Annotated in this window: 14 protein-coding genes; 5 read left to right on the forward strand and 9 right to left on the reverse strand. The window is 68.5% G+C overall.

The features are described 5' to 3' along the window. The first annotated feature begins 171 nt into the window (after positions 1-171). On the forward strand, positions 172-501 hold the full coding sequence (locus K9U41_RS17315) for a DMT family transporter (RefSeq protein ID WP_282642126.1): 330 nt from the start codon (positions 172-174) through the stop codon (positions 499-501). 61 nt (positions 502-562) lie between these two features. Here K9U41_RS17315 and K9U41_RS17320 read toward each other — a convergent pair whose 3' ends face one another. After that, positions 563-1,183 (reverse strand): GNAT family N-acetyltransferase, encoded by a 621-nt coding sequence (locus K9U41_RS17320; RefSeq protein ID WP_282642127.1) that lies wholly within the window; start codon positions 1,181-1,183, stop codon positions 563-565. A gap of 247 nt (positions 1,184-1,430) precedes the next feature. Beyond that, positions 1,431-2,699 carry a glycerate kinase type-2 family protein gene (locus tag K9U41_RS17325; RefSeq protein WP_282642128.1) on the reverse strand — a complete coding sequence of 423 codons (1,269 nt, stop codon included), beginning with the start codon at positions 2,697-2,699 and terminating at the stop codon, positions 1,431-1,433. A 201-nt stretch (positions 2,700-2,900) separates the two neighbouring features. On the opposite strand from K9U41_RS17325, the gene K9U41_RS17330 reads away from it, so the two are divergent. Both K9U41_RS17330 and K9U41_RS17335 read left to right on the forward strand, forming a co-directional pair. Next, positions 2,901-3,815, forward strand: a complete 915-nt coding sequence (locus K9U41_RS17330) for a methyltransferase domain-containing protein (RefSeq protein WP_282642129.1) — start codon at positions 2,901-2,903, stop codon at positions 3,813-3,815. Between the two features lie 114 nt (positions 3,816-3,929). After that, positions 3,930-4,388, forward strand: coding sequence for an acyl-CoA thioesterase (locus K9U41_RS17335; RefSeq protein ID WP_282642130.1), 459 nt, complete (start codon positions 3,930-3,932; stop codon positions 4,386-4,388). A gap of 87 nt (positions 4,389-4,475) precedes the next feature. On the opposite strand, the gene phbB is transcribed toward K9U41_RS17335, so the two are convergent. Further along, on the reverse strand, positions 4,476-5,198 hold the full coding sequence (phbB, locus tag K9U41_RS17340; RefSeq protein ID WP_282642131.1) for an acetoacetyl-CoA reductase: 723 nt from the start codon (positions 5,196-5,198) through the stop codon (positions 4,476-4,478). Between the two features lie 220 nt (positions 5,199-5,418). Further along, the gene (locus tag K9U41_RS17345) at positions 5,419-6,597 is read right to left on the reverse strand and encodes an acetyl-CoA C-acetyltransferase (protein WP_149574899.1); all 1,179 of its coding nucleotides are present in this window, start codon (positions 6,595-6,597) and stop codon (positions 5,419-5,421) included. A gap of 298 nt (positions 6,598-6,895) precedes the next feature. Between K9U41_RS17345 and phaR the strand changes: the two genes are divergently transcribed. Continuing rightward, the gene (gene phaR / locus K9U41_RS17350; protein ID WP_282642132.1) at positions 6,896-7,522 is read left to right on the forward strand and encodes a polyhydroxyalkanoate synthesis repressor PhaR; all 627 of its coding nucleotides are present in this window, start codon (positions 6,896-6,898) and stop codon (positions 7,520-7,522) included. Positions 7,523-7,829: 307 nt separating this feature from the next. On the opposite strand, the gene K9U41_RS17355 is transcribed toward phaR, so the two are convergent. Both K9U41_RS17355 and rpmF read right to left on the reverse strand, forming a co-directional pair. Continuing rightward, positions 7,830-8,231, reverse strand: coding sequence for a hypothetical protein (locus tag K9U41_RS17355; RefSeq protein WP_282642133.1), 402 nt, complete (start codon positions 8,229-8,231; stop codon positions 7,830-7,832). 276 nt (positions 8,232-8,507) lie between these two features. Beyond that, positions 8,508-8,693 carry a 50S ribosomal protein L32 gene (gene rpmF / locus K9U41_RS17360; protein WP_012115088.1) on the reverse strand — a complete coding sequence of 62 codons (186 nt, stop codon included), beginning with the start codon at positions 8,691-8,693 and terminating at the stop codon, positions 8,508-8,510. Positions 8,694-9,041: 348 nt separating this feature from the next. Here rpmF and K9U41_RS17365 point away from each other — a divergent pair, with 348 nt between their 5' ends. Beyond that, positions 9,042-9,980 carry a peptidylprolyl isomerase gene (locus K9U41_RS17365; RefSeq protein ID WP_282642134.1) on the forward strand — a complete coding sequence of 313 codons (939 nt, stop codon included), beginning with the start codon at positions 9,042-9,044 and terminating at the stop codon, positions 9,978-9,980. 85 nt (positions 9,981-10,065) lie between these two features. Here K9U41_RS17365 and K9U41_RS17370 read toward each other — a convergent pair whose 3' ends face one another. The 3 genes from K9U41_RS17370 to fabG all read right to left on the reverse strand — a co-directional run bounded on the left by K9U41_RS17370 (position 10,066) and on the right by fabG (position 14,068). After that, positions 10,066-10,485, reverse strand: coding sequence for a hypothetical protein (locus K9U41_RS17370; protein ID WP_282642135.1), 420 nt, complete (start codon positions 10,483-10,485; stop codon positions 10,066-10,068). A gap of 193 nt (positions 10,486-10,678) precedes the next feature. Continuing rightward, on the reverse strand, positions 10,679-13,195 hold the full coding sequence (locus K9U41_RS17375) for a hypothetical protein (protein WP_282642136.1): 2,517 nt from the start codon (positions 13,193-13,195) through the stop codon (positions 10,679-10,681). A gap of 129 nt (positions 13,196-13,324) precedes the next feature. Continuing rightward, positions 13,325-14,068: a 3-oxoacyl-[acyl-carrier-protein] reductase gene (gene fabG, locus K9U41_RS17380; RefSeq protein ID WP_282642137.1), complete on the reverse strand. Its 744-nt coding sequence runs from the start codon at positions 14,066-14,068 to the stop codon at positions 13,325-13,327. Positions 14,069-14,197 lie beyond the last annotated feature (129 nt).

Raw genomic sequence — 14,197 nt, forward strand, 5'->3', positions numbered from 1 at the left:
TAGCGGGGCAGGACTCGAAACGGGGCGCAAGGGTGCGACCATAGCCCATCGGCCGCGCCCTGCACGGCCTTTTCCGACCTGCCGGTGAGCGCGAGCGCCGCATTGACAGGACTGCCGAAGGACGCCTCTTCTCCGGCAGCGGCGCACCGGCCGTGCCGGAGCCCTGCGCCCATGAGCTATCTTTATCTCGTCATCGCCATCGTCGCCGAGGTCATCGCCACCTCCGCCCTCAAGGCCACGGAGAGCTTCACGCGGCCGGGCCCCTCGGTGCTGGTGATCGTGGGCTACGCGACCGCCTTCTTCTGCCTGTCGCTGACGCTGAAGACCATGCCGGTGGGCATCGCCTACGCCATCTGGTCGGGGGTGGGGATCGTGCTGGTCACCGCCATCGCCTGGCTCTGGTATGGCCAGAAGCTCGATCTGCCGGCCTTGATCGGCCTTGGCCTGATCATCGCCGGGGTGATGGTGATCAACCTTCTGTCGAAGAGCGTGGCCCATTGAAAAAGGCGGCGCCCGGATGGGGCGCCGCCTTCTTCGTCCTGTCGGGGCAGACGGGTCCGCGTCAGTGTACTTCCAGCTCGGGCTCGGCCGGGTCCGGCAGCAGCCAGTCGAACAAGCGTCCGGTGGCCATCCGCTGGGCCTGCAGCACGGCGCCGGCCATGCCCTGGGCATCCGCCGCCGCTTCCTGCGCCAGAGACAGCGCGGTGGGGAAGGGGGCGGTAAGCTCGGCCACGACTTCGTCGGTGTCGAAGCTCAATTCGGCGTCGAACTTGCGCGCGATCTGCTGCATCCGCCGGTTGTGGGCGAGGCAGTTCATGCACAAGGTCCGAATCCCGCGGTTGCGGGCGCTGAGAATCACGCGCTCCAGCAGCTGGCTGCCGAGGCCGTGGTTCTGAAACTCCTGCTCCACGCTGAAGGCGGCTTCCGCCTCTCCGGGCAGAACGTCGCCCATGGGATAAAGCTCGGCTGCTGCGCGCAGTTCTCCGTCCACAAAGCAGCCATGCACGATCGCACCCGTGCGGAATACCCGCGACGCGTAGCGCTCGACGAATTCGGCAGACACCGCAGAGCCGAACCTGGACCGACGGCTCTCGGTATCGAGCCGAAGGAGATGGTCGCGGAATGCTCCGGCCTCTCCGGTCCACAGCTTGCGGATGATCCCCGGTGTGACCTCAACGGTCATTGTGGTCTCCAGACTTGGCGTCTTGGAAAGCCCCCCGGTTCCTCCGCAACGGAATTTAGGTGCGCTGCAGCAAAGGTCAATGGGATTGACATTACCAATAGGTTAAGAGCCTCCCGGAATTGGCGGCTAGATCAAGTAAGATATTGATTTAAAATATAAATACACCGCCATGCGCGGAGCGCAGCGCGGCTGCGCCGCAGGGGCGGGCCTCGGCCACAGCTCTGCCGCAATGGAACCGGGGTCGCGTCTATCGCACCAGGATCGCCCTGAAATCATTGACGTTCGTCAAGGTCGGGCCGGTGATGACCAGCCGGTCGAGGGCGGAGAAGAAGCTGTAGCCGTCATTGTTGGCGAGGAAGTCCGCCGGCTTCAGCCCGCGCGCCGCCGCCTCCTCCAGGATGCCCGAATCGAACCAGGCGCCCGCATTGTCCTCGGTGCCGTCCACCCCGTCGGTGTCGCAGGAGACGGCGGCGATGCCGGGCCGGCCCTTCAGCGCGACGGCGAGGGCGAGCAGGAATTCCACGCTGCGTCCGCCCCGGCCCTTGCCGCGCACGGTCACGGTGGTCTCGCCGCCGGACAGCAGCACGCAGGGGGCCGCCGCCGGCAGCCCGTGCGCGGCCGCGCAATTGGCGATGCCGGCGAAGACGATGGCGGCTTCCCGCGCCTCGCCCTCGATGGCGTCGCCGAGGATGAGGGGGGTGATGCCGAGTTCGCGCGCCTTCGCCTCCGCTGCCTGCAGAGCCATGAGCGGGGTGGCGATCATGTGCACCGTCTGCCCGGGGATGGCATCGCCGGGGACGGTGTTGGCGCGGATGACCCGTTCGAGCTTGTCCGTCACCTCGATGCCCCAGGTGCGCATCAGGCCCAGCACCTGCTCGGGGTCGGAGGCTTCGGGAATGGTCGGGCCGGAGCCGATGGCGGCGGGATCATCGCCCGGCACATCGGAGATGAGGTAGGTCACCGCCCGCGCCGGCGCGATGGCGGCAGCAAGGCGCCCGCCCTTGATGGCGGAGACCGACTTGCGCACCAGGTTCATGATGCCGATGGGCGCGCCGGATTTCAGCAGCGCGCTGTTCAGCGCCTGCTTGTCGGCCAGGGTCAGCCCCTCCGCCGGCATGGTGAGGAGCGATGAGGCGCCTCCGGACATGAGGCAGACCACGAGATCGTCCGGCCCCGCGCTCCTCGCCAGCTCCATGATGCGGCGGGCGGCATCGCGCCCGGCCTGGTCCGGCACCGGGTGGGAGGCCTCCACGATCTCGATATGGCGCGTCTCGCAGCCATGGCCGTAGCGGGTGACGATAAGCCCCTCGCAGGGGCGGCCCCATTCATCCTCGAAGGCGCGGGCCATGCGGGCCGAGGCCTTGCCGGCGCCGATGACGATGGTGCGTCCCCCCTTCCCTTCATCGGGCGGGGCGGGCAGGCGATCCTTGAACTTGCCTTCCGGCAGCGCCGCCGCGAGCCCCGCATCGAACAATGCGAGGAGGATGTCCCGGTCGGACAGGGGCGCAGAGGTCATGGCGTTCTCCCGCAGCCCGCCTTCGAGGGGGCGGGCACTTCATTCGTTTCAGGGTCGGCTTTAGCGGCGCCGTCCCGGGCGATCAATGGCGCGAAAGCGAAAGGCAGCTTTAATCCGGAAGGCAAGGCTGGGCGCGGAAGGGCCCTGCGCGCGGCGGGGCGCCGGCTCGCATCGCGCCGCCCGAAGTCCTATATGGCGCCCATGAGCGATATCACGCGCGATGCGCCCCATCTCGTCTTCGACCGGCCGCTGCTGCGCCGCCGCCTGGAACGGGCGGCGCGCCTTGGTGCCGAGCCGTTCCTCCTGGAGCGGGCGGCGGAAGACATGGCGGACCGGCTGGCTGCTGTGAAGCGGCAGTTCGAGACGGCGGTGGATCTCGGCACGCCCACCGATGCGCTCGCCCGCGCCCTCGACGGCCATACGGCGGTGGGGCACCTGTTCCGTGCCGCGCCGCTGGCGGCGGGACTTTCCGCGCCCGGCGTGGTGGCGGACGAGGAGGCGCTGCCATTCGCCGCCGGATCGCTCGATCTCGTGGTGTCCGCCCTGTCGCTGCAGAGCGTGAACGACCTGCCGGGGGGTCTTGCCCAGGTGCGCCGGGCGCTGAAGCCGGACGGGCTCTTCATGGCCGCGCTTCTGGGCGGGGGCAGCCTTTCCGAGCTGCGGCAGGCTTTTGCCATCGCCGAGAGCGAGACCACCGGCGGCCTGTCCCCCCGCGTCGCGCCGTTCGCGGATGTGCGCGACCTCGGCGCCCTGCTTCAGCGCGCGGGCTTTGCCCTGCCGGTCACCGACGTGGACCGCGTGGTGGTGCGCTACGGTTCGCCTTTCTCCCTGTTTTCGGATTTGCGGCGCATGGGCGGGGCCAACGCGCTGCTGGAACGCCGGCGGGTGCCGCTGCGCCGCGCCACCCTGCTCCGGGCGTCGGAAATCTATGCCGAGCGATTCGCCGATCCCGACGGGCGGGTGCGCGCGACCTTCGAGATCGTGTTCCTGTCGGGCTGGGCGCCCCACGAGAGCCAGCAGAAGCCGCTGCGTCCCGGCTCCGCCAAGATGCGCCTTGCCGACGCCCTCGGCGCCCTTGAAGTGCCGCTGCCGCCAGCGGGCGCGGACGAGGGCTGAGCGATGCCCTCCTGTCCACGTTTGCTGGCCTACGCTGTTAACAGGGTGCATTCCGGCCGGGTCGGACGGTAGAAAGGCAGGCCGCCGGGGGCGGCTTCAGCACGGGGGAAGCGGATGAGCGGACAGGCGGGCCAAGGCGGGGGACGGGAAGAGCCGGTTCTGATCGGCGGCTTTTCCCATGTGCTGCCCATCACCACGCGCTGGGCGGACGTGGACGTCTACGGCCACGTGAACAACGTGGTCTATTATTCCTATTTCGACACGGTGGTGAACGAGCAACTGGTCTCCGCCGGCCTGCTGGACCCGCAGACCAGCCCCATCATCGGCCTGGTGGTGGAGACGCGCTGCACCTATTTCCGCAGTCTCACCTATCCGGCCCCGGTCAAGGCCGGCATGCGGGTGGCGAAGCTCGGCTCCTCCTCGGTGCGCTACGAGATCGCCCTGTTCCAGGGCGAGGACCCGCGCGCGGCGGCGCAGGGCCATTTCGTCCATGTCTATGTGGACCGCGCCACCCAGAAGCCGGTGCCGATTCCCGATCCCGTGCGGGCGCTGCTCCAGACCCTGGTGGTGTGAGCGGCGGCCAACGCTTCCCCGAAAACGCACATGCCCCGGACAAGCCGGGGCATGGCGGTATTGCAGGGTGCCGACCCGGGGTCGCGCTCAGGTGATGTACTGGGCGCCGTTCACCGTCATGGTCGAGCCGGTGATGAAGCCGGCGTCGTCCGAGGCGAGGAAGACCACGGCGCGGGCGATGTCCTCCGGCTCGCCGAGGCGGCCCACCGGAATGGTCGCCACGATCTTGGCCAGGGCCTCGGCCGGCACCGCGCGCACCATCTCGGTGCCGATATAGCCGGGGGCGATGGCGTTCACCGTGATGCCGGCGCGCGCGCTCTCCTGGGCCAGTGCCTTCACGAAGCCGATCTCGCCGGCCTTGGCGGCGGAATAGTTGGTCTGGCCGAACTGGCCCTTCTGCCCGTTGATGGACGAGATGCAGATGATGCGGCCGAACTTGCGCTCGCGCATGCCCTCGATGACCGGGCGGGTCATGTTGAAGGCGGAGTTGAGGTTGGTGTTGATCACCGCGCTCCACTGCTCCAGCGTCATCTTGTGGAACTGGCCGTCACGGGTGATGCCGGCATTGTTCACCAGCACCTCGACCGGACCGACCTCGGCCTCGACCTTGGCGATGCCTGCCTTGCAGGACTCGAAATCGGACACGTCCCACTTGAAGGCGGCAATGCCGGTCTTCTCGGTGAACGCCTTGGCTGCCTCGTCGTTACCGGCATAGTTCGCAGCGACCTTGTAGCCGGCGGCTTTCAAAGCCACCGAAATCGCTTCGCCGATTCCACGCGTGCCGCCCGTGACCAACGCGACGCGTCCCATGGTTCCCTCCTCACTTCTATTGGCTCGACCTGACGACACTTCACCCGTGCCCCGGAGCGGGTCGAGCCACGCTCCGGCGGTTTACCAAGTCTTTATTTCCGTGAGAAAACAGCGGGCCGCGATGGAAGGTCGCGGCCCGGTTCTGCGCGCGCCGGTTGCAGGCCCCATGCCGCCCGGCGAGCCGGACGGCGGGGCTTCCTGCGCTGCGCCTCAGGCCCGATCAGTCCCGGGCGAGGCACATGGCGATGCCCATGCCGCCGCCGATGCACAGGGTGGCGAGGCCCTTCTTGGCGTCGCGCTTCTGCATTTCGTGCAGCAGGGTCACCAGGATGCGGGTGCCCGAGGCGCCGATGGGGTGGCCGATGGCGATGGCGCCGCCGTTCACGTTCACCTTGCTGGTGTCCCAGCCGAGGTCCTTGTTCACGGCGATGGCCTGGGCGGCGAAGGCCTCGTTGGCCTCCACGAGGTCGAGGTCGGAGGCGCTCCAGCCGGCCTTCTCCAGCGCAAGGCGGGAGGCGGGGATGGGCCCGGTGCCCATGACCGCCGGATCGACGCCGGCCTGCGCCCAGGACACGATGCGGGCCAGCGGGGTGCGGCCCTCGGCCTTGGCCTTGGCGGCGCTCATGAGCACCACGGCGGCGGCGCCGTCATTGATGCCGGAGGCGTTGCCGGCGGTCACGGTGCCGTCCTTGGCGAAGGCGGGCTTCAGCTTGGTCATGGCTTCGATGGTGGAGCCGTGGCGGATGTACTCGTCCTGGTCCACCACCACGTCGCCCTTGCGGGTGGAGATGGTGACGGGGACGATCTCCTCCTTGAACTTGCCGCCCTTCTGGGCCGCTTCCGCCTTGTTCTGGGAGGCGACGGCGAATTCGTCCTGCTCCTGGCGGGTGATCTGGAACTGGCGCGCCACGTTCTCGGCGGTGTTGCCCATGTGGTAGCCGTTGAAGGCATCCCACAGGCCGTCCTTGATCATGGTGTCCACGAACTCGAGGCCGCCCATGCGGGTGCCGTTGCGCACGTGGGCGGCGTGGGTCGACTGGCTCATGGATTCCTGGCCGCCGGCCACGACGATCTCGCTGTCGCCGTTGACGATGGCCTGAGCGCCCAGCGCCACCGAACGCAGGCCGGAGCCGCACACCATCTGCACTTCCCAGGCGGGGACGGAGATGGGAAGGCCGGCCTTCAGCGAGGCCTGGCGCGCCGGGTTCTGGCCCTGGGCCGCGGTGAGCACCTGACCGAGAATCACTTCGCTCACGGTGTCGGCGGGAAGTCCGGCGCGCTCCAGCGCCGCCTTGATGGCGATCGCGCCGAGCTCATGGGCGGGCAGCGGCGCAAGTGCGCCATTGAACGACCCGACCGGGGTGCGCGCTGCGCTGACGATGACGACCTCGTCCTTCATGGGTGTCTCTCCTGGGGGAAGATCGGGCGGGCGGCTTTGCGCCTCGTTGCCAGTGCGGTGCTGCCAGTGCCGTGTGGAATACCGGCCCCTATCGTGGCCGGGGCCGACCATGTGTCAATGACCCACCTCATTGCAAGGGAGCGCATCGCACGCAAATTGAACCTTCGTCTGGGCGACAGCCCGATGACACTGGCGCGCATTGCAAAATGGCCGGTGCGCGGCGCACACAAAGTGGTAGCTCTGCACTTGGAAACGCCTTAACCTGCGGCAGCGCCCAAGGAAAACGGATGACCGGACAATGGCAAAATCGCAAGAGCCAGTCACCATCAAGAAATACGCCAACCGCCGTCTCTACAACACGGGGACGAGCACCTACGTGACCCTCGAAGACCTCGCCAACATGGTGAAGGAGGGGGAGGACTTCGTGGTGTACGACGCCAAGAACGGCGACGACATCACCCACTCGGTGCTGACGCAGATTATCTTCGAGCAGGAAAACAAGGGCCAAAATCTTCTGCCCATCGCCTTCCTGCGCCAGATCATCCGCTTCTACGGCGACAGCATGCAGATGCTGGTGCCGCGTTACCTGGAAGCGTCCATCGACAGCTTCACCAAAGATCAGGGAAAGTTCCGCGAGCACGTCGCCAAGACGATGACGGGGACCAGCTTCATCGGGCTTGACGATCACGTGCGCCGCAACATGGAAATGTTCGAGCGCGCTTTCCACATCTTCCTGCCCTTCCCCAAGGGGGAGGAGCCCGCGGAAACGGCTTCGTCGGCGGTGCCTGCGCAGACGCCGGCCGTCCCGGTGGCCGAGCGCAGCGACGATCTCGACGCGCTCAAGCGCCAGATGGCCGACATGCAGGCCAAGCTTGAGCAACTGGTGCCGAAGAGCGAGCCGAAACCGGAAGGCGGAGACAGCTGAGTCCGGGGCCGGCGCGCGCGTCCCGCCGCCGGCCCTCAGGCCTTCCTGTCCGGCATGACATGCGGTTCAGCCGGCGTGTCCGGCATCATGCGGCCGCGTGCGGATCCACTAGGTCATATGTTTGCTGTTTGATGCAGGCTGCGTGGCTCTCCACACCGCCTGCCTGATTGTGCGCCGTGATTGATTTTGCGGCGTGGCCTGTTTTGCGGCCTGCCTGCTTGCGCGGGGCAATCGTCGCCGCGCCCCTTGCTTAACAAGGAGAATGCGTATCCGATCAGCTTGCGGTGCAAGCCGATCGGCGCGTGCTCTATTCCCGGGGCTCCACGGAGAAATCGCGCTGGGCGACCCGGACCGAGACGGAGAAGCCGGCGACCACGTCCAGCAGCATGATGCACAGCAGGATGGCGAAGACAGAATTGCCCGCCTGCCGCACCAGCAGGAATTCCGCCATGGCGATCACGAACACCAGCATGGACAGCATGTGATCGACGATGGAGCGGTGGGTGATCCGCGTCGCCTTCAGGATTTCGAAGAACAGGAAGAACAGGCTGATGACGATGAACGTCTCCGCCATGCTGATGGTCCACTCCGCCCCCGAAAGCATCGAAATGGTGGTCAGCACGGTGGACCACGCGATGCCGGGCATCAGGAAGGTGACGATGTTGTAGATCGCGAGAGGAACGATCAGCAACGGGACGGGCGTCAGCATATGTGCTCCTCGGGCCGCAGTGCCGCGGGCGCACTCTCCATCGAAGCCCTACCCCGGCGCTGCGGATGGATGCCACATCAGGGTGGGAAAGTCACGGTCCCGCCCTGCGGCGTTGCGCGCCTGGGCGAGCCGGATTCCGCATTCTCGACAGGAAATCGTCGAATCCGGGGGGTGCCCCGAAGGGCCGGGCCGACGCGGCCTGCGCATTGGCCGGCGCCGGAGGCGCGGGCCATGGGCTTTCAAGCGGCGCCGGCGAATCGGCGCCGCGCCGCAGCCTCAGGCTTCGGCCTTGGGCTTCAGGATCTGGCGACCGCGATACATGCCGGTCTTCAGGTCGAGGTGGTGGGGACGGCGCAGCTCGCCCGAATCCTTGTCTTCCACATAGGTGGGCTGCTTCAGCGCGTCGGCCGAGCGGCGCATGCCACGGCGGGACGGCGAGGTCTTTCTCTTCGGGACAGCCATTGTCCAAACTCCTGAACGACGTAACGTGGCAAGCGCGGCGTGGTCGCTGGAACAAGGCGCGCTGCCGACTTGGCCAACTTGTGAATTGGCGAACTTGTGATCGCGAACGCACCGAAGGCAGAGCCGAGACGCGAGCCGCTTGGAGCGGTTCGCCCGGGGCTCGCTGAACGGCCAGCATTCCCGATGGAAGGCGCGCCTTATACAGGCTCGCGCGGGGGAGCGAAAGCCCTGCCACGCGCTTTTCCAGTCGCTCTATGCCCCAACAATGCCCTCTTGTCAGCCGAGGAGAGCTAAGCGAGGTTGCGCCCGCTTCGGCTTGCCCGAAGACATCCCGAGGAAACCGGACCCATGATGCGTTCCGCCAAAACCCGTCTTTTCGCCGCCGCGCTCGCCGCGACCGTCTCCGTCGTGTCCGTTTCGGCAGTGCTCGCGCAGGGGACCGCCCCGGCCGCTCCCCCCGCCGCGACGCAGGCGGCGCCGGCCCCCGACACCGTGGTTGCGACCGTCAACGGAACGCCCATCCGCCAGAGCGATGTGACCATCGCCACCGATGACATCGGCGCCGGCCTGCCGCCCCAGCTCCAGGGCCCGCAGCGGGAGGAATATGTCCTGTCCTTCCTCACCGACATGACCTTGCTGGCCAAGGCCGCCGAGGCGCAGAAGCTGGACCAGACCCCCGACTTCCAGCAGCGCCTGGCCTATGCCCGCACCAAGGCGCTCATGGAAACCCTCATGACTCAGGAGGCCAAGAAGGCGGTTTCCGAAGAGGCCAAGCGCAAGACCTATGACGAATTCGTCAAGTCGGCGCCCGCCGAAGGCGAGGTCCGCGCCCGCCACATCCTGGTGGACGACGAGGCCAAGGCCAAGGAAATCGCCAAGAAGGCCAAGGCCGGCGAGGACTTTACCAAGCTCGCCAAGGAGTATTCCAAGGACAGCGCCGAGGACGGCGGGGATCTCGGCTATTTCACCAAGGACCAGATGGTCCCCGAGTTCGCCGAGGCGGCCTTCAAGCTGGAAAAGGGCCAGGTTTCCGATCCGGTGAAGAGCCAGTTCGGCTGGCACATCATCAAGGTCGAGGACAAGCGCCAGAAGCCGATTCCCACCTATGAGCAGGTGTCGGACCAGGTGGAGCAGTACCTGGTGCGCAAGGCCCAGGCGGACCTCGTGACCAGGCTGCGCACCGACGCCAAGATCGAGAAGACCGCGGCCGCTGCGTCTGCTGCGCCGGCTCCTGCCGCTCCGGCTCCTGCGGCTCCTGCCCCTGCGGCCGACCCCGCCAAGAAGTGACCGGCGTCACCGAGCCATGAGTGAAGGGGCGCTTCGGCGCCCCTTTTCTGTTCCGGCGGCGCTGCGGTCGCCTGCCGGACGCCGGTCAGAGTTCCTCCAGCCCGGCCTTGGCGCGGGCGAGGAGCTTGGCGGCATCGAGAATCACATCCTTGTCCGGATCGTGGACCACCGCGCCGAAGCTGCCGGCGAGCGCGGCGCACACGCCCATGGCGCTCACCTGCTCGCGCACGTCGCCGCTCCATTTGAAGTCCACGGCCACGTCCCGCCCGCCCAGGGCCGCGGCCAGCGCCGCCGATCGGGCGCCGCCGGCGTCCACGTCGCTGAAGCGGAGGGTGAAGCCGGCATCCTCGCCGTCGAGGGTGCAGGGCAGGTAGCCGGACGATTCGAACGGCACGTAGCCGTCGTCCATAACCAGCTTCAGCTTGAGGGCGTCGATGGCCTGTTGCAGCGCCGGGCGGGCCGGAACGTCGCTGCGGGACAAAAAGGCGGTCTGGGCGCGCGCCATGGCGGCTCCTCCAAAATCGGATCGTTGAAAAACGGCCGCCGGGCGGGCCGGCAGCGGGCTGAAACGGGAAAATCCTAAAGGGGAATGCCGGCGCGTGGAAGATCCGCGCGCCTCCGCCGTCAGCGTCCGGGAGCCTCCGATGGCACCCGGGCAACGCACGTTCGGCCCCGCCCGCCGGCATCTGCCATGGGCATCAGCGCGGCGGAGCGACGCCGGTGCAGGCCTGCGACGGCGTCGCCAGCGCCGCCCACACGGCTTCCACCGCCGCGGCGTTGTTGCAGCGGTCGGCCGTGGCCTCCAGCTGCTCGTGCAGGTTCATCTGTACCGGCTTGGAGAGCCACCAGCTCATGGACACGTCGCGGATCTTCTCCGGCGTGGGCTCGCCCACCGGGCAGTGGCCGTCCTTCACGGACTCCGGCCACACCTTGATCTGGGCGAGATTGGTGGCGCACCGGTCGCTGAAGCGGGCGTCGAGCCAGTGGGTGGCCGTCGCCACCGCCAGCCGCCCACGGCCGCTGCGCACCGCGCCGATGGCGCCCACCGGCCCGGTGACCTCGGTGAAGGTGGCATGGTCCGGGGCGTCAGGCACCACGACGCCGCTGCCGGTGCGGGCCGTGCGCTCCTCGGTCAGCACGCTGCCGGGATCGTTGGCGACGACGAGGATGAAGGGCGCGAGCCGAGGCTCGATCTCCACCATGGCCTGGGCCAGCTCAAGCGCGCTCTCCACCCCGAAATTCTCGAAGAAGCCGCCGTCCACGATGCGGTCCACCACGTCCTTGTCCATCTGGTAGATGGAGCCCGGCGGCGAGATCACCGGGAAGCGGGCGGAGTTGGTGGCGGCGGTGGACAGGCGCACGTCGAGATCGGACCGGACCATGCCGTGGAAATCGATGGCGTGGGTGAAGAGCGGGCATTCCGCGTTGGCGCCGCCCGAAGGGCAGCGGCCGGTGGCGGCATAGGTTGGCAAAAGGTCGGTGGTGACGATGCGCTGGCCGGTCTCCACCGACGTGCCGTTCAGCACCAGGAACGGCACCCAGCGGCCCGGATCGGGCGGCGCGCCGAGGAAGGGCGTGGCCAGCCGGCCCGCCGCGTCGGGCGTCGCCTTTGCGCCGGCTGCGGCCACATGCCGGGCGAAATTGTCCTCCCAGGACTGCTCCAGCAGCGCGGCGCGATCGGAAAGGAAGAGCTGGACCTGGTCGTGGAAGGCGAGGCCGAAGAAGGTGGCGGTGAGATAATCGCCCGCCGTCATGCTCTCCAGGCAGTCGCGCCAGCCGGCGAGCGTGCCGCCGAACCAGCCGTCCGGCGCGGTGTCGGGGCAGGGCGCGGCGGAACCGGTGCGGGCCGCGAGCGCTGCCGCCACCACGGCGGCGCCGTAGGACCCGCCGGACACGCCGGAAATGGCGAAGATGCGGGTCGCGATGTCCTTGCCGTTCAGGGCCTGCTCGATAGCGGGCGTGAAGCGGCCGTCGTCGCGGGCGGCCCGGTTGATCTTCGAGCCGTCGGCGCGGGTGAAGGAGAAGGCCTGCCTGTGGCGCTCGAAATCGAGGAAATGGCCGATGACGCTGGCGGTGAAGAAGCCGGCCCGGCTCGCCCCGCCCGCCGCAGCGACGATGACCGGCCGCGGGCACGTGGCAGGGGCCTCCGCGCAGTCATTGGCGCGCATCCACAGCTGGACCGCCGGCACCATGGAGGTGCGTCGGTAGGCCGGCTCCACGGCGGTGAGGGTGCGCACCGCGTGGTTGTCGCCGAAGACATAGACGCCGAGGGCGCCGAGGAGGAAGAGGCCGGTCAGGATCGGCACATGGAAGCGCCGCCCCACCGATGACAGATAGCCCAGAATAGGCACCCAGCCGCCGAAGATGAGCGGCACGGCGAAGGCGAGGGGCAGGTGCCGGGCCAGCCAGTGGGGGCTGGCGGCGAGCACCACGATGACCAGCACGGCGTAGGCGAGCAGGATCAGCCGGCCCGTGGCGTGCAGTTCCGCCTCGGGATCGTCGGGCCGGGCCTCGATGCCGAGCAGGGCGAACACGCCGGCCAGCCGCCGCCCCAGCGCCGCATCGAAGGCTTCGAGGGGGCCGGCATCGGTGAACAGCCCGCGCAGCAGGCAGTAGGCGTAGAACAGCGGCGCCCCGGCCAGCATCACCCAGGCCAGGAGCGCCAGCTGGGCGTGGGCGGCCGCCATGGCCGGCCGGTCGGCGAGGGTGGGCAGGTTGCCGATGGCGTTGCGCGCGCCGATGGCGAAGGCGACGAAGGTCAGCGCGCCGAGAATGCGCGGCACATGGCGCAGCATCAGGCAGAAGATCAGGTCGCGCTGGCGCCCCCGCGCGGCGGCGGCGGCGGTCCGCCGGGCGGCCGTGTCCGCGAGGCCGCGGTCCGTCTCCATCAGGAGGCGGGCGGCGTAGTGCACCGGCATGGCCCACAGAAGGAAGACGGCGGCCAGAAGGGCGATCATGGCGCGGGACAGGCCGGCGGCCGCGCCAACGGGCGATCCCGCCATAGCGACGTCCAGCGTCACATCCTGGGCCTGGGTCACGGCGGACATGAGCAGCAGGCCGAGGACGACGCTGGCCAGCGGCACCCTCACCACCCACAGGATCAGCCCGAAATCGAGAACGCGACCCCAGATCCGGCCGAGCAGACCGGATGCGCCGGGTTTTGCCGGACTGCATCCCTTGAGCCCGGTTTCAGGGCTCTCAAGCTCGATCTTCATGCGTGCCTCCAGTCCCCGCACGCCTGAAGACGTTACTCTTCCCGGAGGGCACAGACAACGGCCGGCCGCCCCGCCGTCCACCCCTTGGGGGGTGAACCCTCCGGAGCGGGGTCGGCCATCGTCCGGGTGTCAGATCATGGCCATGCCGCCGTTCACGTGCAGGGTCTGGCCGGTGACGTAGGCGGCCTCGCTGGAGGCGAGGTAGACGCAGGCGGCGGCGATGTCCTCGGGGGTGCCGAGCTTGGCGGCCGGTACGGCCTTCAGGATGCCCTCGCGCTGCTTGTCGTTGAGGGCGTCGGTCATGGGGGTGGCGATGAAGCCGGGGGCGACGCAGTTCACCGTCACCCCGCGCGACGCCACTTCCTGGGCCAGCGACTTGGACATGCCGATCATTCCCGCCTTGGCGGCGGCATAATTGCCCTGGCCCGCATTGCCGGTGACGCCGACGATGGAGGTGATGGAGATGATGCGGCCCGAGCGGCGGCGCATCATGGTGCGCACGGCGGCGCGGCTGAGGCGGAAGGCGGCGGTGAGGTTCACCGCGATCACCTGGTCCCATGCCTCGTCGGAGAGGCGCATGAAGATGTTGTCGCGGGTGATGCCGGCATTGTTGACGAGAATGTCGATGTGCCCGCCCAGCGCCGCCTCGGCGGCCGGCACCAGCTTCTCCACCTCTTCCGTGCTGCCGAGATTGCAGGGCAGCACGTGGACGCGGTCGCCGCCCAGCTCGCCGGCGAGGGCGTCGAGCGCCTCCTTGCGGGTGCCGGAAATGGCGACGATGGCGCCCTGGGCGTGCAGCGCCTTGGCGATCGCGCCGCCGATGCCGCCGGTGGCGCCGGTGACGAGCGCGGTCTTGCCGGAAAGATCAAACATGAGTGCCCCCAGTCCTTTGTCGTGTATCCGGCGTCAGGGCCGGAGTGTTCTTCGATGGGCGGGAGCGCGTGTTGCGGCCACTCCCTCTCCCGCTTGCGGGGGAGGGCCGGGGAGGGGAAAGCGTAGGAA

This window comes from Xanthobacter autotrophicus, from assembly GCF_029991245.1.
GTDB lineage: Bacteria > Pseudomonadota > Alphaproteobacteria > Rhizobiales > Xanthobacteraceae > Xanthobacter > Xanthobacter autotrophicus_C.

Excerpts from the sequence above, each read along its gene's own strand:
- K9U41_RS17315 (WP_282642126.1), top strand. The coding sequence starts at position 172 with ATGAGCTATCTTTATCTCGTCATCGCCATCGTCGCCGAGGTCATCGCC.
- K9U41_RS17320 (WP_282642127.1), bottom strand. The coding sequence starts at position 1,183 with ATGACCGTTGAGGTCACACCGGGGATCATCCGCAAGCTGTGGACCGGA.
- K9U41_RS17325 (WP_282642128.1), bottom strand. The coding sequence starts at position 2,699 with ATGACCTCTGCGCCCCTGTCCGACCGGGACATCCTCCTCGCATTGTTC.
- K9U41_RS17330 (WP_282642129.1), top strand. The coding sequence starts at position 2,901 with ATGAGCGATATCACGCGCGATGCGCCCCATCTCGTCTTCGACCGGCCG.
- K9U41_RS17335 (WP_282642130.1), top strand. The coding sequence starts at position 3,930 with ATGAGCGGACAGGCGGGCCAAGGCGGGGGACGGGAAGAGCCGGTTCTG.
- phbB (WP_282642131.1), bottom strand. The coding sequence starts at position 5,198 with ATGGGACGCGTCGCGTTGGTCACGGGCGGCACGCGTGGAATCGGCGAA.
- K9U41_RS17345 (WP_149574899.1), bottom strand. The coding sequence starts at position 6,597 with ATGAAGGACGAGGTCGTCATCGTCAGCGCAGCGCGCACCCCGGTCGGG.
- phaR (WP_282642132.1), top strand. The coding sequence starts at position 6,896 with ATGGCAAAATCGCAAGAGCCAGTCACCATCAAGAAATACGCCAACCGC.
- K9U41_RS17355 (WP_282642133.1), bottom strand. The coding sequence starts at position 8,231 with ATGCTGACGCCCGTCCCGTTGCTGATCGTTCCTCTCGCGATCTACAAC.
- rpmF (WP_012115088.1), bottom strand. The coding sequence starts at position 8,693 with ATGGCTGTCCCGAAGAGAAAGACCTCGCCGTCCCGCCGTGGCATGCGC.
- K9U41_RS17365 (WP_282642134.1), top strand. The coding sequence starts at position 9,042 with ATGATGCGTTCCGCCAAAACCCGTCTTTTCGCCGCCGCGCTCGCCGCG.
- K9U41_RS17370 (WP_282642135.1), bottom strand. The coding sequence starts at position 10,485 with ATGGCGCGCGCCCAGACCGCCTTTTTGTCCCGCAGCGACGTTCCGGCC.
- K9U41_RS17375 (WP_282642136.1), bottom strand. The coding sequence starts at position 13,195 with ATGAAGATCGAGCTTGAGAGCCCTGAAACCGGGCTCAAGGGATGCAGT.
- fabG (WP_282642137.1), bottom strand. The coding sequence starts at position 14,068 with ATGTTTGATCTTTCCGGCAAGACCGCGCTCGTCACCGGCGCCACCGGC.